This window comes from Deltaproteobacteria bacterium, from assembly GCA_016709225.1.
Classification (GTDB): Bacteria; Myxococcota_A; Polyangia; order Nannocystales; family Nannocystaceae; genus Xiheibacterium; species Xiheibacterium phototrophicum.
Genome location: JADJEE010000001.1, coordinates 1,484,386 through 1,505,475 on the forward strand (window position 1 = coordinate 1,484,386; position 21,090 = coordinate 1,505,475).

The following is a 21,090-nucleotide window of genomic DNA, read 5'->3' on the forward strand; positions in this document are numbered from 1 at the left end:
GCAGCCAACGTCTCAGGCCCCGTCGGCAGCCGCGGCGGCCGCTGCCGCAGCGGCGCCGGGACGCGGCTTTCTTGGTGGCGGGCCGGGGTTCGTGGCAACGCTGACAGCCATGCTCGTGCCCGTCGCGCCCCTGCCCTCGCGCCTGTCGATCACGACGCGTACCGCTCGCACCGCCGCGACGGCCGACGTCGCCCTCGATCGCCGCGGCGGTCCCCGTGGACTCTCGCGCGCCGAGGACCGCGCGCTGGCGCGGGCCATCGACGAAGCACTCGAGCTCGCGCCCGGCGTACCCGACGAGCCCGCGAGTGCACCGGTCGATCAGTTCACCGCGTGCGCCCATCGTGCACTACCGGTGGTGTTCGGCGTCCGCGTGCCGCGGGCGCGGCTCGACGCGGTCGCGGCCGGGGGCACCGACGCGTGGATGATCACCCGCGGGCTGTCGATCACCGACGGTGGTCTGCTCATGCTCGCGCTCGATCCCCGCAGCGCGCCGATCGATCCGATCGAGCGCGTCGCTCGGCGCGCGTGGTCGAGCCTGTGGCAGCACGTCGATGCGCGTGGCCGCAGCTCCGCGCTCGCGATGGTGTCGGCGTGCGTGCAGCTGCCGCAGCTGCTGGCCGCGATCGCCGAGCTCGCGCAGCGCTCGGGCGGGACCGATGCGGTCGCGCCGATCGAGGTCGAGCTGATTCCGTTGTGGGCCTGCCCCTGCGATCCGACGCGGTCGCGCGCGACCGCGGGTGACGACGGGTGGACTCCGCTCGCGCCGCCCCCCGCGAGCGAACCCCACGCGGGCCCGATCCTCGGCACGCTCGCGCCGCTGGCCGATCCACGCGCCGGCGTGCTCGCGGTCGCGATGGACGCCCTCGCGATGCAGCGCCTGCGGGCACGTGCCCAGCTCGAAGCGCCTCGCCCGGCGCGATCCCGGCCGCCGGGCGCGACCCCAGCCACCCTCGTGGACGAAGCCACCGCCGTCACGCCCGCGGCGGTGGAGGCCCGCACGCCCGCTCCGCGCCGCCGTACCCCCGGCAAGCGACGTAAGGCGCGCGACGCTGCGTGAGGGTCAGCGGCCCTCGCACAAAGTTCGCTTTCCCCGGGGCGGACGTTGACACACCCCCGGCCATGTCCCTATTGTGCCGCCCAGCATCGTGACAGCCGTCGGTTCACCGCATCTGCACGAACGAGGGGCTCGGCCTTGAACACACCGAAGAAACCCGGAACTGATCTCGCGGCTCTCAAGGCTCGCCTTGCCAAGAAGGGCAAGGAAGGCGAAGAGCCCGCGCCCCAGGCAGCGCCGGTGGAGGAAGCTCCACCGGTCGAGGCCGCACCTGCGCACTACGACCCGCAGCCCGTGCAGCAGGCCGCGCCCGCGCCAGTCGAGCACTACGATCCGCCGCCGCAGCCGACGTTCGCGCCCGAGCCGGTGCGCGCACCGTCGCCCGGCTACGGCGCGCCCGCACCCGCGGTGAGCGACGACCCGTTCGCGGGTCCGCCCGGCGGCTTCGACCCCGGCCCCGCGCTCGACATGGGCGACGTGCCGCAGCGCAGCAACGTCGGTGTGATCGCCTTCGCGGGCGTGATCTTCCTGGCGGTGGGCCTCGGCGTGGGCTGGATGGGCCAGCGCATCCTCAGTGGTCGCGAGCGCCTCGAGGCCGCCAAGGCCAAGGGCGACGAGATGTACAAGGAAGTGCAGAAGGTCTCCGACACCCGCAAGGGCGTCGCGCTCAAGCTCGACGAGGTGCAGAAGGTCGTCATGACCGATCCGGCCGCGGGCGCGACCGCGATCAAGTCGCTGCTCTCCGAGAGCTTCGACAAGCACCCCGAGGTGAGCAACCTGTTCGGCTGGCAGCTCGGCGCGATCGCGACCTCGGGCGTGAAGAAGGTCTTCGAGCTGTTCGATCGGGCCGAGCACGTGAAGTCGGGCCTGCAGGACCTCGCGGTCTTCCTCGAGACCAACAAGGACGCGCTCGGCGCTTCGGGTGGCCCCAGCCTCTTCGGCGTGAAGTTCCAGGCCGAGGGTCCCGGCCAGATGGTCGCGGTCACCGGCCTCATGTGCGGCGAGAACCCGGCCGACGCCGCGTCCTTGAAAGACTGCGACGACCCGGCCACGGCGACCGCCTACAAGGTCGTCGAGGGCATCGGCGCCGCCGAGAAGGTCGTGCCCAAGGGCACCGCGGCCGATCAGGTCACGCTCATCGCACCCGCCGGCGGGGTCTACACCTACGCCGTCGGCCAGGAGCCCGCGAAGAACGCCGCGCGCATGCGTGACTTCCTGATGAAGGGCATCGCCGACAAGCTCGCCGAGATGTCGGCCGCCGAGACCACCGCCCTCAAGGCGCTCGAGAACTACGCGAGCAACCCCGACGTCGATGGATCGAACCCGCAGCCCGAGCCCTGAGTCGGGCCTGCCACCACGCCCGACCGACGCCGACCCGCCCGCGACGACAGCCGGCGGGTCGTCGCGTTTGAAGGCGCGCCGCGCCGCGCGGGTGTGGATCACCAACCCCGCGCGCGGCGGGCTCATCGTGTGGCTGCTGCGCTACTACCTGCTCGCGGTGGTCGTCGCGCTGGTGGTCGCTGCCGGCGCGATGGTGTGGGCCTACCGTCAGCTCGCGCAGGACCTGCCCGAGCTCGACACGATCGAGGCCTACGCGTCGTCGGCCCCGGGGGTCACGCACATCTACGCCGCCGACGGCACGCTGCTGGCCGAGCTCGCCCGCGAACACCGGGCCTACGCCGCCTACGACGACATCCCCAAGGACTTGGTCGCCGCGATCCTGGCCGCCGAAGACCGTCGCTTCTTCGAACACGCCGGCCTCGACGTGCGCGGGCTGGCCCGCGCGGCGCTGGCCAACCTACGCTCGGGCACCGTCAGCCAGGGCGGCAGCACCATCACGCAGCAGGTCGCCAAGGGCTTCCTGACCCACGAGCAGACGCTGCTGCGAAAGCTCCGCGAGGCCATCTTGTCGGTGCGCATCGAGTCGCGCCTGGGCAAGCAGAAGATCCTCGAGATCTATCTGAACAAGACCTTCTTCGGCCACAACGCCTACGGCGTGGCCTCGGCGGCGAGCCGCTACTTCGGCAAGTCGCTCTCCGAGCTGACGCTCGCCGAGTGTGCGCTCATCGCCGGGCTCGCGCGCACGCCCGGCCGCGACAGCCCGTTCGTGAGCCTCGATCGCGCCAGCAACCGCCGCGCGGTGGTGTTGCAGGACATGGTCGAGGCCGGCGCGATCACGGCGAGCCAGCGCGATGCCGCGGCCGCCGAGCCGATCGTCCTGGCCACGCAGCCGGAGGTGTTCCGCGCGCGCGCGCCGTTCTACGCCGAGCACGTGCGCCAGCAGGTGACCACGCGGCTCGGCGAGGACGCGCTGCTGCAGGATGGGCTGCGCATCGAGACCGCGCTGGAGCTGCCGGCACAGGCGATGGCCGATCGCGCGGTCGACAACGCGCTGCGCGACATGGATCGCCGGCAGGGCTACCGCGGGCCCGTGTCCCACGTCGACGACGAGGCCGCACAGCTGGAGCTGCGCACGCGCATGCAGGCCCGCTACGGCGCCGATCCGCTCGCGGCCGACGTGTGCGTGCCGGCGGCGCCCGACGAGCGACTCGAGCTGACGTGCCCCAACGAAGAAGGCGCGATGTGTTCCCCCGCCGCGCAGCCGGTCCCGACGGCGCCGGATTGCCAGCCGCGCTGGCGGCTGGCGCTGGTCGAGAAGGTCAACCGCTTCAACGCATGGGTCCGCATCGGCGAGTTCGAGGCGATCCTTCCGCTGCGCGGGATGAACTGGGCCAGCCGCTACGACCGCAACACCGGCACCAACGACAAGCACATCGACGACGTCCGCGACGCGCTCGAGCCGGGTGACGTGGTGTGGGTCCGCCGCGCGCCGGTGTCCCGGCGACCGCAATCGGGCAACGAGGACATCGAGCTGCCCGAGGTCGAGCTGGGCCAGACCCCGCGGGTCGAGGCCGCGATCTACAGCTTCGATCACCAGACCGGCTACACCTTCGCGATGCAGGGCGGGCACGACTACGACCGCTCGCAGTTCAACCGCACCACCCAGGGCTGCCGTCAGCCCGGCAGCGTGTTCAAGGCCATCTACTACGCGCTCGCGCTCGACACCCGCGACTTCACCATGGGCACCGTGCTCGAGGACCGTGCCTACCAGCCCGAGCCCGGTGAGGAGTGGAACCCGCAGAACCTCCACGGCTCGCTGTCGGGCGAGGTGCTGCTGCGCAACGCGTTCATCCACTCGCTCAACCTGCCGTCGATCCGCCTGTTCAACCGGCTCGGGGCCGACCGCGTGGTCGCGTGGGCGCGCAACCTCGGCTTCACGACCGAGCTCATCGCCGACAAGGCGCTGTCGCTGGGCGCGTCGTGTGTGCGCACCGACGAGCTGTCGCGGGCGTTCGGGACCTTCGTCCGCGAGGGGCGCTGGGTCGACCCGATCTACGTGCGACGCGTGACCGACAAGAACGGCCGCGTGGTGATCGACGATCGCCACCCCTACGACGGTGCGATCGACGTGGCTGGTCGCATCGACGCCATGGCCGAGCTCGCGCTGACACCCCCGGACCAGCGCGTCGACGTGCAGACCGCGTTCCTCATCACCAAGATGATGCGCGACGTGGTCACCAACGGCATCGGACGCGCGGCCAGCCGCGCCGGCGTGCCGGCGGGCGGGAAGAGCGGGACGGCGTCGAAGAACAGCTACACCACCGATACGTGGTTCGTCGGCTTCACCTCCCGCTTCGTGACCGCAGCGTGGATGGGCGACGACACCTACGAGCGCTCGCTCGGTGACGAGGACGCCAGCTACACCACCGCCACGCCGATGTGGACCGACTTCATGCGCCGAGCGATCGCCGGCATCCCGCACCGCATGGTGCCGGTGCGGCGGCCCGAGGGCGTGCGGCCACGGATGGTCGAGTGGGAGGGCGGCGAGGCCATGCGCACCGCGATGCTCTACTTCGCGTCCGGGACCTGATCGGTTCGCGCGCGATCAACCGCCGAGTCGGTGCAGCAGCGCCCGCGCCCGCTCGGCGTCGACGTCGGCGCGGCTGCCCGCGGCACCAAAGGCATCGAGCGCGCGACGGGCCAGACGGCGGGCGGCGGGCACGTCGTCGGTGTTCACCTCGGCCAGCGCGAGCTCGACCCGCGCGGCCTCCACCGGATCGAGGCCATCGAGCGAGGACGCGATGGCCTGCGCGCGCGCAACCAACCCGCGCGCGCGCACGAGGTCGCCCTGGGCGCGCACCGTGGTTGCGAGGTGCAGCAACACCCCGACCAGCTTCGCGTGGCGCTCACCGAGCTGCTTCGACCAGATCGCCAGCGCGCGACCGTGGTCCTCGGCGGCCTCGTCGAGGTGTCCCTGCGCGAGCGCGACGAGTCCGAGGTTGTCGATCGCCCCGGCGGTCTCGCTGTGCTCGGCGCCGAGCGCCGCGGTGCGGATCCGCAGCGCACGCTCGTAGTCGGCCCGTGCCTCGTCGAGCCGGCCGAGCCGACGCAGCGCGCTGCCGCGGGCGTTGAGGCTCTGCGCGACGTCGGCGTGATCGGCCCCGAGCAGCCGCTCCTGCAGCGCGATGGCCTCGTCGAGCAGGGGCAGCGCGGCCGCCGGCTCGCCGCGCTCGTTGTGGACCAGCGCGAGGTTGCCGAGCACCTTCCCGATCGCCGGGTGATCGGGCGACAGCAGGCGACGGATCAACACCAGCGTGCGCTCGAAGCCGGCCTGCGCGGGCTCGAGGTTGCCCTGGGCGTAGTCCAGCACGGCGAGGTTGTTGGTCAGCTCCGCCATCATCGGGTGGTCCTCGCCGAGCGACTCGCGGGCAACCTGCAGCGCGCGGGTATGGAAGACCCGTGCCTGCAGGTTGTCGCCCTGACGCTGGGCGACCAGCCCGAGGTTGCTGAGCGTGGCGGCGACATCGGGGTGATGGGGCCCGAGCCGGGCCTCGCGCAGCGCGAGTGCGTGCTCGTAGGCGTCGCGTGCGTCGTTCCAGCGCCCGGCGTCGAGCAGCACGTTCGCGTAGTTGTTGAACGCGGTCGCGCGGCGACCATCGGCGGCGACGTCACCACGGGGGCTGCGCTCGATGACCTGCTCGAACATCGCGAGCGCGACGTCGAGTTCGCCCCGCTGCAGCGCCAGCAGGGCCTGGGCGTTGCGCACCGCGGCGATCACCCGATCGTCGCCGTCGAGCCGCGCGAGCGTGGCGTCGGCATGGCGCGACCACTCGGCGGCGTCGTCGATGCGTCCGAGATCGACACCGATGATCTTGATGAGGTCGGCCATCGCCTCCGCCGCGAGGTCGTCGCGCCCGGCCTGCGTCGCGCGGAAGACCGCGCGATCGAGCTCGCGCTCGGCCTCGGCGAACGCCCCCACGCGCTCGTAGGCGCCGCCCAGCAAGCGATGCGCGACCGCACCGATCTCGTCGTCGCCCGCGTGCGCCGGCGCGTCGGCCTCGGCCACCAGCGCGCGGGCGGCCGCCAGCGCCGCGTCGTACTCGCCGGCCGCGTCCATGGCCCCGATCTCGGCGGCGGCGACCCGCAGCGAGGCCGACGCCGGCTCGAGCTCCGATCGCCCGGCATCGCAGTCGCTGGGCCGGCCCAGGGCTTCGACGCTGCGCATCGCGTGGGGCAGCCGTCGCTCGTCGATGCGCTCGAGCATGGCCGCGGTGGTGCGCAGCGCGGCCCGCTGCTCGGCGAGGCACGCGAGCGCGGCCGCACGGGCGCCGTCGTCCTCGGCGGCGCAATGATGCTCGTAGGCCTCGCGCCACGCCTGCGCCCACGCGTCGGCATCGCGCACCACCAGCGCCGCGGTCTCACCGGCATACGGCGTCGACAGCCCGCGCAGCCGCGTGGCCACGAAGGCCCCGCGCTCGGGGCTCCACGCGTCGCCCAGCGCCGTGGCGCCGTCGCAGGTGGGGCCCGGGGCTCGGCCGACCCAAGCGATCGCGACGACCCCCAGCACCGCCGCGGCGGCGGTCGCCGACCACAGCTGCCCGCGAGGCTCGCAGCTGGCGGTGATGCGCTCGAGCAGCACCGACATCGACGGCCATCGCCGCTCGACATCGGCCGCCAGGCCCCGCCGTAGCACCCGCAGCAGCCGCCGCGGAATCCCCTTGGCCGCGCGGGCGGCCGTGACATCGGCGATGGCGCCTGCGGCGATGCGCTGCTGCAGACGGCGACGCGCATCGGCCTCGTCTTCGGCCGCGAACGGGTGCTGGTCGAACAGCGCCCAGAACAGCGCCACGCAGAACGAGAACTGATCGGTGCGGGCCTCCAGCGCGCCGCCACGGGCCTGCTCGGGCGCCATGAACACGGGCGTGCCGCGGACGAAGCCGTCCTGGGTGCGCGCGTCGGACAGCGGCACCGCGAGCGCGCCCGAGCTGGCGCGGATGTCGATCTCCTGCGAGTCGCGAGCGGCCGCCGGTGGCTCGCCCCGACGGCGCGCGAGCCCGAAGTCCACCACCCGCGGCAACGCGTCGGCGTCGATGAGCACGTTGGTGGGCTTGAAGTCGCCGTGCACGAGGCCGACCGCGTGCGCCGCCGCGAGCCCGCGTCCAGCCGCCACGAACATCGCCACGATCGCCGGCCACGGCCGCGACTCGGCCTGCAGCCACGCCGCCAGCGTGCCGCCCGGCAGCTCGGGCATCGCGATGAAGAGCCGATCGTCACCGATGCCGACGTCGTAGATCGGCACCACGTGCGGGTCGGACAGCAGCGCGAGCGCCTGCGCCTCTCGCAGCAGGTCGCGGCGCATGTCGCCGGCGTCCGCGCGCACGCGCAGCACCTTGAGCGCGACCTGCCGCGCCAGCTCGGGGTCCCACGCGGCATGCACGGTGGCCATGCCACCGATGCCGATCACGTCGCCGAGGACATAGCGACCCAGCCGCGTGCCGGGTCGCAGCACGTCGGACGCCAACGGCTCGAGCGACGGCACCGTGGGCGCTTCGATGGCCCCGGCGTCGCCGGTCGGAAGGTCGTGTCGGTCGTCCACCGCGTGCGGTCAGCCCCGGCGACGATCATCGCCCGGGCGACCGGGTGGGCGCAAAGCGCTACTTGCTGGGGCACTCGGCGATGTTGCCAGACTTGTCGTAGCAGACGTCGCTACCGCCCAGGACGTCGCCGACGACGTCGGTGACCTTGTCGTCGGCGCCGACGTTGGGCAGACGCTCACCGATGCGCTTCTCGGCCTTGCCGTCGACCAGGCTGAGCGCAATCACGCCGTGCACCGCGGTCATGTCGAACGAGCGCACATGCTCGTCGTTCATCGCCGTCCACTCGTTGTAGCGCACGATCGGCGCGGCGGTCTTGGGGTCCTGCTTGACCTTGGCGACCGGGCTGATGCCGAACCACTTCTTGAACTTCTCGTCGACGACCTGCTCGTAGGTCTTTCCGGGGAAGCTATCGGTCGGATAGGCGTACATGATCTTCCACAGCTCGCCATCCTTGAAGAAGAAGAACTTGCGCAGGCCGCCGTCGTTCTTGAACCAGATCATCTCCTCGTTCGCGTCGTCCTCGTACTCGAACTGGATCAGCGAGACGCCCCAGCGATGGTTCGAGTTCTTCACGAACTTGACGTGGTTCTGCTTGGCTTCTTTGATCTGATCGCGGCGCCAGCGGAGGTTCTGGTCCTGCGAGATGGCGTCCTTGGCCTTGGCCTGGCGGTCCTCGTATTCCTTCTCGATCTCGGCGGTGACGTACTTGAAGACGTCGTCGGGCGACTGGCCCCACTTGAACTGGCCCTGCCCCATCATGGTGTAGACGCCGTAGGACGCCGAGACCTCGGGCTTGGGATCGACCTCCTTGCAGGTCTTCTTCTTGCCCTTGCCGGTGCACTTCTGCACGGGTGAGGCCTTGGGCGGCAGGTTCGGGCCCTTCTTCTTGGCCTTGGCGAGCTTCTCGGCCTCGGCGATCTCGGCGTCGAGCTCGGCGGGGTCGTCGCCGTCGTCCTCGGAGGCGCTCAGGTCGGCGTCGTCGTCGCTGTTGGTGATGCTCTCGATCGACTCGGTGCGCTTGGTCGGGCCCAGCAAGTTGCTGCCGACCTCGTCGGGGTTTTCGGTGCCCTCCCCCTTCTTCTCACAGGCTACGGGCGCGAGCAGGATCGCGAGGGAGCAAAGGATCGACGAAACACGCATGGGTGCCACCTCCGGCGCGGCAGCCTAGCACGGCCGTGTGGCCCTCGACCAGACACCGCCGCCGGCTCGGCCCACCTGCGCAGGCGCGCGGGGATCGTCCCCGCGCCGGGGATCAGAAGGGCGATGGCAACGCGCCCGGCTGCGGGCGCGACTCCGAGACACTCGCGCCCGTGAGCGCGTCGGGGTTCACGACCACGTCGAGCTCGGGCCCCTCGATCGAGCCGTGGCAGCCACCGCAGACGCCGTCGAAGAACGTGCGGCTGATGCCGAGGCTGGTCTGCTCGCCGGGGCCGAACTGGTGCTCCTCGGTCATGGTGAGCAGCGGCGTGCTGCCCTGGCGCAGCTCGAGCACGAGCGGCTGCCCGGCGGGCACGCGCACGAACGCGGAGCCGTCATCGGCGAGCGCGTGGGTGCCCAGCAGCTGCCACGCCTGGTGGGTCGAGCCATCGTCGACGTCGCCGCCCGGTGGCGGCGCAGCGGCGTAGACCGCGAGCGTGTCACCGGCCGCGAGCCGTTCGAGATCGCGACCACCGCGGTGGTTGTCGGTCAGCAGCGTGGCCAGCATCGGCAGATCGGGGAAGTGCGCCCACGCCTCGTCGGGACCGGCGGCGTCGCCGACGTTCACGCCGCCGAACACCAGCTGGGGCAGGTTCACGAACACGTTGCGCAGCGATCGTCGCATCACCAGCACGCCGTCGACCTGGAAGCCCGGGCCCCCGGCGATCGGCGTGCGCACGCCCGTGACCGGATCGAGCACGACCAGGTCGTAGTCGACGGCCGCCGCCGCGTTGGTGAGATCGAGCGTGCCGGCGGCGTAGCTGACGAGCACCGAGCCGTCGGGCGCGGGATACGGCGAGCGGTAGGCCCCGGTCGCGCTGCCCTTGCCAGCGTTCGCCGCCGCGGGATCGAGGAAGCTCAGCGACGGCGCGTAGGCGTCCTCGCCCAGCCGCGCCATCTCGAACGGGCCCAGGCTGCGATTGAAGGCGACCAGCGCACCGCCGGAGAACCGCGCGGCTGGATCCGAGACGATCATCAGGAAGTCGCGATCGAACGACTCGCGCACGAAGGTCGCCTGGCCGTAGCCGATGCTGTCGCGTTGGGCGAGTAGCGGGTGATAGTCGGTGAGGTCCCAATTGATGCGGCGTCCCGACAGCTGATAGAAGCTCTCGGTCGCCTTCTCGGTGGTCATCGTGATCTGGCCGTTCTGCATCACGGCGGGCATCAGCTCCGAGCCGTTCAAGAACGTCATCTGGCCCAGGTCCTCGCCGTCCGGGGTCATGCGCCAGAGGTTGGTGGCGGGCAGCCGGTAACGCGGCGAGAGGTTGGCGTGGCCCGAGCGCCCGGCACGGGTCGACGCGTAGACGATGGCGCCCTGCGGCGCGTGCACGGCATCGACCGGCACCCACACGGGATCGAGGTTGTGCTGCGCGACCCCGTCGACGCTGCCCTGCCCGTCGGTCGTGAGCTGCGCGCAGCCGCTGCCGTCGAGCCCCGCGACGTAGATGTCGAGACCGTCGCCTTCGCCGTCACGCAGCGCGAACGCCAGCTGGGTCGCGTCGTAGGAGACCTCGGGCCCGCGGATGTCGAGGTCGGCCCCGACCCCGCAGCCCGAGAGGTCGATGGCGCTCGGCGTGCCAGCGCCCACGATGGTGCCGCCCGGCCCGAGCGTGACGTCCACGCGCATGAGCTGGGCGCCGCCGCGGAAGGTCGCGAAGTCGATCACGCGATCGGGATCCGCGGGCCGATCGACGTAGACCACCGGCACGGTGTCGCCCTCGGCGAGCGCCGACACGCGATCGGCCGCCAGCGCCGCCGCTCGTTCGCGGCGGATCCACTCGACCACGGTGCAGTACGACGTCGGCTGCTCGTCCTGTCCGGCCGGGCACACCTCCGGGTTGCCGAGGTCGTCGGCGCCCATCTGGTCCAGCAGCACGATGCCCGCACGGTGCTGGATGCCGCCGCGAGCGCCCGCGACGTTCTTCTTCAGCAGGCGCGACTCGTTGGGATCGGCGGCGTCGAGGCTGACGAACTCCCGCAGCGTGGCGTCGTAGTTGCGGCGCAGCGCCAGCGGGCTGAAGAAGCCGCGCGAACCGGCGCGCAGCCGGTAGTCGTTGAAGCCCTGCGGGCTGTGGCACTGCGGCATCGCGCAGCCGCGGCGCAGCAGCGCCGGCATCACATGCCCCGCGAAGTAGTCGAACTCCGCCGTCGCGTCCGAGAGCACCAGCGGCCCCGCCAGCTCGCTCCACTTGCGCAGGCGGGCGAACTCGGCATCGGAGGCGCTGTTCCAGATGTCGCCCCCCGAGTGATCGACACCGCCGGCGTTGGGCGCCAGCGGGCGCAGCAGCAGCTCGCTGCGATCGGTCTCGGTCGACACGAACGACTGCGCGACGATGAAGTTGTGCTGCTGCTGCTCGGGGGTCTGACCGCAGGTGAGGTAGAGGTCGCTCTGGGTGGAGCCGTGGCAGCTGCCGTAGCTGCAGCGCGCGCCGAGGATCGGCTGCACGTCCTTCACAAATGCATCGAACGCGGGCCCGGTCGCGCTGCCGAGGAACGGCATCACCTCGGGGCGCAGGGCCGTCGAGCACGGGCCCGAGCCCTGCTGCGCCACGCGCTCGGGCGGCACGCCATCCAAGGTCGCGCCGTCGCGCAGCCACTGCTGCAGATCGATGAACGCCTCGGACGAGGCCGAGAGGATGCCGCCGCCGGCGTGCACGATCTCGCTGTCGTAGGGCGCACCGGCGTACTGCAGCGTGAGCTCGTTGGGCTTCACGGCCTTCATCAACAGCACCGGCTCGGGGTAGCTGCCGTAGCTGGCGAGCAGCTCCGGCCGTCGGTGCACCGCCTCGAAAGTGCTCAGGTCGAGGTTGCCGAGCGCCTGCCCCGGCGACTCGTCGGACTCGACGTGGCACAGACCGTCGGCGGTCCCGCGCACGCAGTTCTCCTCGAGGATCGGCGCGATCCGTTGGCTGTAGTAGGTGCGCTGCTCGAGCGCGGGGTCCTGGCAGGCCGCAAGCACGATCACGGCGTAGCCGAGCACGTGCAGGCCGAGGGCGTGAGGTCGACGGTCCATGCTCACCTTGGATCAGTGTCGAACGGGGCGGCGCGTTCCCACAAGCACCAACCGCGCGCGACGGGCGAGGATCGCGGGTGCGATGCTTCGCACCCGCGATCGATCGGCGTCAGCGCAGAGACTGCAGCGCCGCACGGGCTGCGCCGCGCACGAGCATGCTGGCGTCGTCGGCCTCGACCGCCTTCAGCACTTCGCGCGCGCTGCCGTCGCCGATCTTGCCCAACGCCCACGCGGCGTCGCGGCGCACCGTCGCCGCGAGCGTGGTGTCGCGCACGACGTCGGTGAGCGCACCGACGGCCGAGCGCTCGCGCAGCGCCCCGACCGTGAGCACGGCCTCCCGCACGACGCCCTCCTCGGTGTCGACCAGCAGGTCGACCACCGCGACCGCATCGACGTTGCCGCGGATGTTCCGCAGGCCCCGCGCGGCGGCCTCGCGCACCGCGGCCGACTCCGACGTGATCGCGGCCTCGAGCACGTCCTTGCCGCGGTAGTCACCGATGTCGCCGACCGCGATCGCGGCCGCGACCCGGGCCTCGTCGCCGAGCGCGTCGTCGTGGATGGCCAGCTCGAGCGGCATCAGTGCGTCGGGATGGGCGAACCGCCCCAACACCTGCGCAGCGTTGCGGGCCGCGATCGCGTCGCCGCCGGCGAGGCGCTCGAACATCTGATCGCGGATCTGATCGCGAATCCCTCGCTTGGCCAGCCACCACGCGGCGACGTCGCGCACGGCGGCGTCGTCGTGATCGATGAGCGGCGTGACGAGGTCGACGCAGGGGCCGCACGGCAGCTTCTCGGCCCGCTCGACCTCGGCGAGGATGCTGTCGCGATTGCCGGTCGCGATCGCGTTGCGCAGCGAGGCGTAGCTGGCGCCCTTGCCCGCGCTGGCCACCTGCGGCAGCGCCAGCGCGGTCACGAGGGCGAGGGCCTTGCACACTCCCAGGATTTGCTTGCGTGTCTGCATGGCGAATCTCCTCCTCAGTTCCCGTACGAGTCCTGGCCCGGCGCGTTCTCGAGGCTGTAGTACTGACCACCGAGGTCGGCGACCACGACGAGCAGGTACTTCTCCTGCGTCGTCAGCGGGCGATGCACCGCGGCGTCGAAGCCGGGCGTGTCGGCATTGGGGTGCGAGCTGGCGTAGGGCTGGCCGTTGGCCTTCATCTCGCCCGCGAATGCGACCACCGCCGGGTCGTGCACCGGGTAGACCTGCTCGGGCTGCACGTACTTGATGAGCACGGAGTCGCGGGCCGACTGCGGCACCATGTACGCCTGGTACGGATGCGCCGGGTCGGCGCTCGCGATCTCCACGTCGGGCTCGTTCGACATGCCCGCCATCAACAGCATCGAGATGTGACTGCGGGTGTAGGCGCCCATCATGCGGCCGTACTCCCAGTCGATCACGTCGCCGCGCAGGTCGAAGCACCAGGTCACCGGCGTCGCCGCGGGCTCACCGGGCGGCATGTCGGGCGTGATGGTCGCGCACGGGTTGGCGGCACTCTGCGCGCCGTCGTGGCAGCCGGAGGTGGCACAGCCGGCATCGTCGATGACCTTCTGCACCGCGAGGTCCCACGGGATGCCGCGCACGCGCGGCGCGTCGGCGAACTGCGGATCGTCCGGGGTCACCAGCTTGCCGATCATCGCGGCATAGTCGGCCGACGCCGCATCGGGCAGGCGTCGCTCCTCGTAGGCCAGCGCGAGGTTGGCCGCGCCCATGCCCATGGCCTGGGTCACGCCGGGATCGCCCAGCTGCGAGCCACCGCGCTCCTCGTGGCAGCCGCCGCAGAAGCGCTGCTCGCCGGCGGCCGCCGAGAACCACCGGTCCTCGTTGAGCATCGACATGCCGAAGCCGTCGAGCGTCTGGAGGTGCATCGGCCGCTCCTCCGGCACGTAGGCCGCGAACGAGTAGTCGCCGTCGTGCACCACCGGCGCCTCGCCGAGCAAGATGGCGCCGTCGGACTCGGTCAGCCCGAAGTCCATCGGGATGCCCTCCTCCGCCGAGAAGCCCTCGATCACGCGCACGCGGTACATGCCGCCGGTCGGTGCGCCGCCGAGGCTGCTCTCGCGCACGTCGAGCGCACCGATGAGCGCGGTGCCGTCGGGGGTGTCCGCAGTCGCACCGGCCGGCGAGGTCGGCACCGGGCGCGCCTTGCCGATCGCCAGCGGCAGCACGTCCCACATGTCCTCGTCGTTGTAGATGGGCAGGCGCGTGTTGGTCTTCGGATCGAGCACGTAGATGCCGAAGTCCGGCGGCCCTGCACCCTCGCCGTAGTCGACACCCTCTTCGTTGGTGCCGCCGGCGGCGACGTCGGTCTGCACCGGGCCGTTGGCCCACGAGGTCAGCACGTGGCGCAGGTTGCCGGCGTCGTCGGTGACCGGAAAGGCGTCGTAGTAGCGGCCGATCTTGTCGAACGACGGGCTGCGATCGCGGGGCACGTCGGGCGTGAGCACCTCGGCGGTCGAGCTGACCTCGTTCTTGCCGTGGTCGATGAGGATGACCGCGCCGGCCTGGAAGGTCCGGTCACGCGAGGTCGCGATCGCGAGGAACTGCGAGCCGTTGACCTGACGCGCCTTGAGGTAGCTGTTGGCGACGCCCGAGCCCTCCTTGCCGAAGAACTCGGCACCCCCGGTCATGTCGGGGTTCATCACCATCAGGTTGCCCTCGTTGACGTTGGTGAGGTGGTCCCAGTTGGTGTGGAGGATCTGACCGCGGCCGTCGGCGGTGGTGATGAGCGTGGGCGACACGCGGTGCGACAGGTTGCGCGGGCCGAACTCGAGATCGCCGCCGCGCTTGTCGATCGTCGCCGCCTGGGCCGTGACGCCGCGCTCGTACTCGTCGCGGAACTGCTTCACGCCCGCGGCCGAGGTCTCGTTGGTCGTGAAGAAGATGCGATCACCGGGCAGGTACACCGGATAGACCGAGTCGTACGGGCCGGTGTGGATCAACGCGGGCCCCTTCTTGCCGGCCTCCTCCGGGTTGGTGCCGTCGATCTTGATGCGATAGAGGTTGTAGTTCGCGTCGGTCTCGAGCCGGGCGGAGAACACGATCTCCTGACCGTCGAACGACACGTCCATCGACATGATGTCGGCGTTGCCCCACTCGCCGGTCCCGAACGGCGTGATGGGCTCGGCCTTGCCGCCGCCCGACACCGTCCGCATGCGCATGATGTTCGCGCTCAGCGGGTTGCCGTCGGCGTCCTGTACCGAGAAGGAGTTGTACTGGAACACGTCACCGACCCCGCCGCGCTTGGGTCGCGAGATGAACGCGATGTCTGCGATGCCGCCATCGGCGAGCACACGCAGTCCTTCGTCGTCTTTGGTGGGCGCGTCGCCGCAGCCCGGGAGCAGCGGCGCCAACAGTGCGGCAGTCATCGTGGCTAGCAGTCGGGTGCGTCGCATCGCGTCCACTCCTCGTTCGATGGGTATGATGAGCAGGTTCCGTGCTCGCGAAAAACGCCTGGGATTTCGATGACCGCCGGTGCGATCACGGGGCCGGCGTCCCCGCTTCGTGAAAAACGCGTGGGGCCGCGGCCCCCAAGCGACGCCCAGGGAGCGCCTCGAGGTGCATGCTACCGCGCAATCCCGCGCTGTGACACGCGAGATCCGGTCGCGCCGCGGTGGTTCGAGGTGACGATCGTCGAGCGATCGATGTAGGCGATCGCGAGTGGATCGCCCACGATGGGGCCGACATCGCCGGCGATCGAGGTCCCCGGCCGTCGACGACGTCTGGCATTCGGGGGGCCCGACGCCTCGAACCAACGCGCGGGCGACCGGGCCCGACGACCCGTGCGCCGACCCGCGGCCGCGCGCCCCCCTCGAGCAAGGACGGCCGAGGAGGCACTACGACCGCCGCGCGCGCTCGACCCAGCCGGCGAGCCAGGCGTGGGCGTCCCGCGGCGTCATCGCGTCGAGATCGAGCTGGCCGAGCTCGTCCCACAGCGACGCGGCCAGGCCTACCTCGGGGCCGGCGGCGGTCGACGGTGCCGCCGCGAAGAGATCCAGCTGCGGCCGCGCACCGCCGACGTGATCGGCCTCGAGCCGCTCGAGGATCCGCGTGGCGCGACGCAGCACCCGTGCGGGCAGGCCGGCGAGGCGACCGACCGCGATGCCGTAGCTGCGACCCGCCGGGCCCGGGGCGAGCTGGTGGAGGAAGAGGATGCGCCCGCGATCCTCGTGCACGGCGACGTGCACGTTGCGAACCCCGGCGAGCGTGCCCTCGAGCGCGCACAGCTCGTGGTAGTGGGTGGCGAACAGGGCCCGCGCGCCGATCTGGTCGTGCAGGTGCTCGACGATCGCCCATGCCAGCGAGAGCCCGTCGAAGGTCGCGGTGCCGCGCCCGACCTCGTCGAGCAGCACCAGGCTCTGGGCGGTCGCGCGCTCGAGGATCTGCGCCGTCTCGCGCATCTCGACCATGAAGGTGCTCTCGCCACGACCGAGGTCGTCGGCCGCACCGACCCGCGTGAAGATGCGATCGCACAGCCCCACGCGCGCGCGCGCGGCGGGCACGAAGCTGCCCATGTGCGCCATCAAGGTCACCAGCGCGGCCTGCCGGATCACCGTGCTCTTGCCACCCATGTTGGGGCCCGTGACCAGCAGCAGGCGCGCCTCCTGACCGCCGGCCTGGGCCCGCACGAAGGTGTCGTTGGGCACGAAGCGCCCGGTCTCGAGCATGCGCTCCACCACCGGATGGCGCGCGCGCTCGAGCGCGAGCAAGGGCTCCTCGACGAGTTCGGGCCGCACCCAGTCGTGGCGGGCGGCCAGCTCGGCGAGCCCGGCCAACACGTCGATCGCCGCGATGCGCTCGCCGACGGTCACGAGCCGCTCGGCCTGCGCGCTGACGCGTCCGCGCAGCGCGACGAACAGCTCCAGCTCGCGCGAGAGCTGGCGATCGTGGGCGGCGAGCACCTTGGCCTCGTGGCCGGCGAGTTCCTCGGTCACGAAGCGCTCGCCGCCGGCGATGGTCTGCTTGCGCACCCATGTGCTGGGCACCTTCGACAGGTGCGCCCGCGAGACCTCGAGGAAGTACCCGAACACGCGGTTGTGCTGCACCTTGAGCGTGGGGATCTGGGTGCGCTCGCGCTCGCGCGCCTCGATCGCCGCGAGCGCGCGCTGGCCCCCGTCCCGGAGTCGTCGCTGCTCGTCGAGCTCGTCGTCGGCGCCGTCGCGGATCATGCCGCCGTCGCGCGTCACCGCCGGCGGATCGTCGACCAGCGTCGCCGCGAGATCGGCGAGCACGTCGTGCAGCAGATCGTCGCCGAGATCGATCGCCGCGGGCACCTGGCGGTCGGTACGTCGTCGCGCCAGCTCCGCCAGGCTCTTGGCCAGGGCCGGCAGCGCCGCCAGCGAGGCCCGCAGCGCACCCAGCTCCCGCGGCGTGACGGTGCCGAGCCGCGTGCGCGCCGTCAGTCGCACGACGTCGCGCACGTCCTTGAGCTGCGATTGCACGGTCTCGCGCACGCGGGCCTCGGCAACCAGCGCGTCGATGGCGTCCTGGCGTGCCGCGATGACGCCGCGGTCACGCGAGGGGGCGCCGATCCACGCCCGCAGCGAGCGTGCGCCCATCGAGGTGCGCGTGGCGTCGAGCGACCACAGCAGGCTACCCCGGCGCGAGCCATCGCGCATGGTCTTCAAGACCTCGAGGTTGCGCAGCGAGGCCTCGTCGAGCACCAGGTGCTGCGCCGGCTCGTGCAGTCGCAGCCGGTGCACGAGCAGGGTCTGCCCGGGCTGCGTGGCCTCGGCATAGGCCAGCACCGCCGCGGCGGCACGCAGACCATCGTCGTCGATCGCCTGCAGCCCGCTCTCCTTCGCCAGCGCGCGCACGCGGGCGAGTGTGGCGACGTCGGCGGCCGCCAGCGGCTCGAGCCGCGGCGGCTCGGGGGCCAACGCCGCCCGCAGCGAGTCATGCACGCCGGCGTCGGCCAACACCTCGCGGGGCGCGAGCCGCGAGAGCTCGGCCCGCAGCGCGCTCCACGAGTCGGCCCGCACGACCAGAAAGTCGGAGGTGCTCAGATCGTAGCAGGCCAGGCTGCACGGCCCGGTCGCCTCGCCGATGCCCGCACCGCTGATGGCCGCGAGGTAGTTGGGCTCCTCGCCGCGCAGGTGCTCCTCGTCGAGCAACGCGCCGGGGGTCACCACGCGCACGACGTCGCGCTTGACGATCTTGGCGCCGGGGCCCTTGCGGCGCCGCGCATCCTCGGGGCTCTCGAGCTGCTCGCAGATCGCGACCTTGAAGCCGCGCTCCACCAGCGTGCGCAGGTAGCCGCCGAGCGCGTGGTAGGGCACGCCGGCCATCGGCACCGGGTCCTCGACGCCCTTGTCGCGGCTGGTCAGCGCAATGTCCAGCACGGGCGCGACCGCGACCGCGTCCTCGAAGAACATCTCGTAGAAGTCGCCCATGCGGAACATGACGATCGCATCGGGGTGGCGCGCCTTCACCTCGAGGAACTGGCGCATCACGGGCGTATCGGCCGAGTTGTGCGGCGCCGGCATGACGACGGCGGACTTGTATCACGGCGCGGCGGCGGCCGGCCCTCGCGCGCGGCCAACCACGTGAAAACGCGACGGTCCCGGCAGGGATCCGTCGCGCATCGTGGGGGCCCACTCGCCCCTTTGGCGTGCGTCTTGGCCGCTACAGGCGGACGACGTACGCGATCATCTTCTCGGACTTCTCGAAGTCGCCCTTGGCGGTGAGGCCCTCTTCCCACGTGTCGAACTCACCCATGCGGACGCGGTGCCACACGCGGCCCTTGATCTCGTGGGCCTCGACGCGCACGTCGTGGCCGTTGCTGCGCAGCGGCGCGGCGAAGGCCTCGGCCTCCTCGGCCTTCGCGAAGGCCTTCATCTGCAGCGTGAAGCGACGACCGGCGACGGCGCTGCTCGACGCGGCGAGCGTGGCATCGTCGAGCTTCGCGGCCACGGGCGCGGCATTGTCGCCGGCGGCGGCCTTCTCGGCCTTGCCTGCGGTGGGCTTGCCGGCCGACTTCGCTGCCGACGACGACGCGGCGCCGGGCAGCGCTGGCGCGGCGTCGGCCTCCGGCGCGATCGCGACCGGCGGCGTGGCCAACGGCGACACCGCAGCGTCGTCGCGCAGGCCCGCATCATAGGAGGTGGGCTCGCCCGGGGGCACGTCGAGCAACGCGAGCCCGGCGGCCGGCTCGGCGTCGGCCTGGGCGACGGTGTCGAAGTCCACCCGTCGTCCGACCATCACGCCGAGCGCGAACACGAAGCACCCGACGATCGACAGCCCGAAGAACAGGAAGAAGATCTGGCGATTGTCGAGGCTCAGCTCGACCTTGTCTTTCCACTTGTGAATGTCTCGCATGACGATCTCCGCACGCAGCAGGCCCCGCGGCAACGGGCGGGTTGTCGAAACCAAGGCCGCGTGGCGCCACCTTGATCGAGCCGCGATCGTTCGCCAAGAAATCGACGAACGCCCACCGCGAGGCGGCGACGCGCTACTGCACGATGCGAAGATGCGGCGCCGGATCACGCAGCGGGGCGTGCGGCTTGTCCTCGGGCACCGCCCCCGTGGGGTTGGTGCCGACCCGGACGATCTCGCTGGTCGGCGGGTACTTCAGCTCGCGTGGCTCCTCGCGCACGAGCTCGCCGGCTTGATAGATCTTGCGCGTCCGCTTCACCTTGAAGCCCCGCATGCCCCGTTGAGAAACCACTCGAGCACCCGCGCGCAAGCTATCGTCATTGCGCCAGATTGTCCCATACGGGATCGACTCGACCAGCTCCCGCTCGAAGGCCACCTGCCAGGGCCTTCGCGCGCCGAGCACCTCGGCGTGCACCTTGCCTTGACGCACGACCATCGAGAACACGACCGGGAAGTCGAACGGGTTGCGCATCTTGAGGTCGACGTCGGGGAACACGACCGTCGAGTCGAGGCCCATGTCGACGTAGCTGCTCGGACGACTGTGCGGGCGGTTCTCGAGCATCTCGAGCCCGGCGAAGAAGCCCGCGCCGTAGAGCGTCGAGCTGACCTGGCAGATGCCACCGCCGAGCACGTCGACGAGCTCCCCACCGGTGATGCCGCCGCCGTAGCGGAAGCCGTTCTCCGGCGTGCGCGGCCCGACCACGTCGTTGAACGAGAACGTCTCGCCCGGCATCAGCACGAAGCCCGAGAGCTTGGTCGCGCCGACCTTCACGTTGAAGGTGCGGTCGGCGTCCTTCTCGGCGGTCGAGTACGGGGTGTCGAACGAGCCCAGCACCGTCGAGATGTCGACATGCTGCAGCTGCGCCAATGGATCGTCGGCGACCGGTGGCTTCTCGGCGACCGGGAGCTCGACCGTGGCGCTGCCGGCTGCGAGCCCGACCGCGACCGCCGAGAGCGCGTCGTGGGCCAGCAGTGCGCTGCCGGGCTCGGCCGCATCGACGCGGCGTCGCTCGAGATCGAGGCGCGTCGCCAGCGACGGTCGATCGACTGCGGGCGCCAGCTCGACCAGCTGCGCGAGCGCAGCGGGCTCGTCGAAGCGGAAGCTCATCGGCACGTCGATGCCGTGGCGCGCCGCGAGCACACGGGTATGGAGATCGTCGAGCAGGTGGCCCGACTTGCCGACCCGGGTCAGCTGCTCGACCGCCAGCGTGGGCTCGGCGAGCGCGCCCATCACCCGCGGCGAGCGGGTCACCTCGACCTCACCGGCGCGCAACGTGATCGGCCGATCGAGCGCAGCCTGGGCGGCGGCGCTGACCACCGCATCGAGACCCTCGCCGGCGAGACCGCCGACGGCGAGACCGCCCGCGCGCACCCCCGCGATCGGGCGCGGATCCTCGAGCGATGCGCGATAGGAGCCCGCGGCCTGGCCGAGGGCCACGACCACGGCGGCCGTCAACGCCACCGCTTCGGCACGCGCCAGCCAGCGCGTCACCGTGGCCGGTGTGTGCGCGTGGTG

The 21,090-nt window shown here is 71.6% G+C and carries 11 protein-coding genes; 3 read left to right on the forward strand and 8 right to left on the reverse strand.

Annotated elements, in window-relative coordinates; all coding sequences use genetic code 11:
- Window positions 1-109 precede the first annotated feature (109 nt).
- The 3 genes from IPH07_06180 (at window position 110) to IPH07_06190 (ending at window position 4,985) form a co-directional block, all read left to right on the forward strand.
- The gene (locus IPH07_06180; protein MBK6916969.1) at window positions 110-1,057 is read left to right on the forward strand and encodes a hypothetical protein; all 948 of its coding nucleotides are present in this window, start codon (window positions 110-112) and stop codon (window positions 1,055-1,057) included.
- A 135-nt stretch (window positions 1,058-1,192) separates the two neighbouring features.
- Window positions 1,193-2,395 (forward strand): hypothetical protein, encoded by a 1,203-nt coding sequence (locus IPH07_06185; GenBank protein ID MBK6916970.1) that lies wholly within the window; start codon window positions 1,193-1,195, stop codon window positions 2,393-2,395.
- Window positions 2,367-4,985 (forward strand): PBP1A family penicillin-binding protein, encoded by a 2,619-nt coding sequence (locus IPH07_06190; protein ID MBK6916971.1) that lies wholly within the window; start codon window positions 2,367-2,369, stop codon window positions 4,983-4,985. The genes IPH07_06185 and IPH07_06190 overlap by 29 nt, the downstream gene beginning before the upstream one ends.
- A 15-nt stretch (window positions 4,986-5,000) precedes the next feature.
- On the opposite strand, the gene IPH07_06195 is transcribed toward IPH07_06190, so the two are convergent.
- The 8 genes from IPH07_06195 to IPH07_06230 all read right to left on the reverse strand — a co-directional run bounded on the left by IPH07_06195 (window position 5,001) and on the right by IPH07_06230 (window position 21,066).
- A complete protein-coding gene (locus IPH07_06195; protein MBK6916972.1) occupies window positions 5,001-7,991 on the reverse strand; it encodes a serine/threonine protein kinase in 2,991 nt (996 codons plus the stop codon).
- 58 nt (window positions 7,992-8,049) lie between these two features.
- Window positions 8,050-9,132: a hypothetical protein gene (locus IPH07_06200; protein MBK6916973.1), complete on the reverse strand. Its 1,083-nt coding sequence runs from the start codon at window positions 9,130-9,132 to the stop codon at window positions 8,050-8,052.
- A gap of 112 nt (window positions 9,133-9,244) precedes the next feature.
- Window positions 9,245-12,202: a hypothetical protein gene (locus IPH07_06205; protein ID MBK6916974.1), complete on the reverse strand. Its 2,958-nt coding sequence runs from the start codon at window positions 12,200-12,202 to the stop codon at window positions 9,245-9,247.
- A 109-nt stretch (window positions 12,203-12,311) separates the two neighbouring features.
- Complete coding sequence (locus IPH07_06210) at window positions 12,312-13,163, reverse strand: HEAT repeat domain-containing protein (GenBank protein ID MBK6916975.1); 852 nt, start codon at window positions 13,161-13,163, stop codon at window positions 12,312-12,314.
- Window positions 13,164-13,177: 14 nt separating this feature from the next.
- Window positions 13,178-15,568 (reverse strand): hypothetical protein, encoded by a 2,391-nt coding sequence (locus IPH07_06215; protein ID MBK6916976.1) that lies wholly within the window; start codon window positions 15,566-15,568, stop codon window positions 13,178-13,180.
- Between the two features lie 468 nt (window positions 15,569-16,036).
- A complete protein-coding gene (gene mutS / locus IPH07_06220; GenBank protein MBK6916977.1) occupies window positions 16,037-18,685 on the reverse strand; it encodes a DNA mismatch repair protein MutS in 2,649 nt (882 codons plus the stop codon).
- A gap of 139 nt (window positions 18,686-18,824) precedes the next feature.
- Window positions 18,825-19,517, reverse strand: a complete 693-nt coding sequence (locus tag IPH07_06225) for an SPOR domain-containing protein (protein MBK6916978.1) — start codon at window positions 19,515-19,517, stop codon at window positions 18,825-18,827.
- Window positions 19,518-19,650: 133 nt separating this feature from the next.
- Window positions 19,651-21,066: a VanW family protein gene (locus IPH07_06230; protein MBK6916979.1), complete on the reverse strand. Its 1,416-nt coding sequence runs from the start codon at window positions 21,064-21,066 to the stop codon at window positions 19,651-19,653.
- Window positions 21,067-21,090 lie beyond the last annotated feature (24 nt).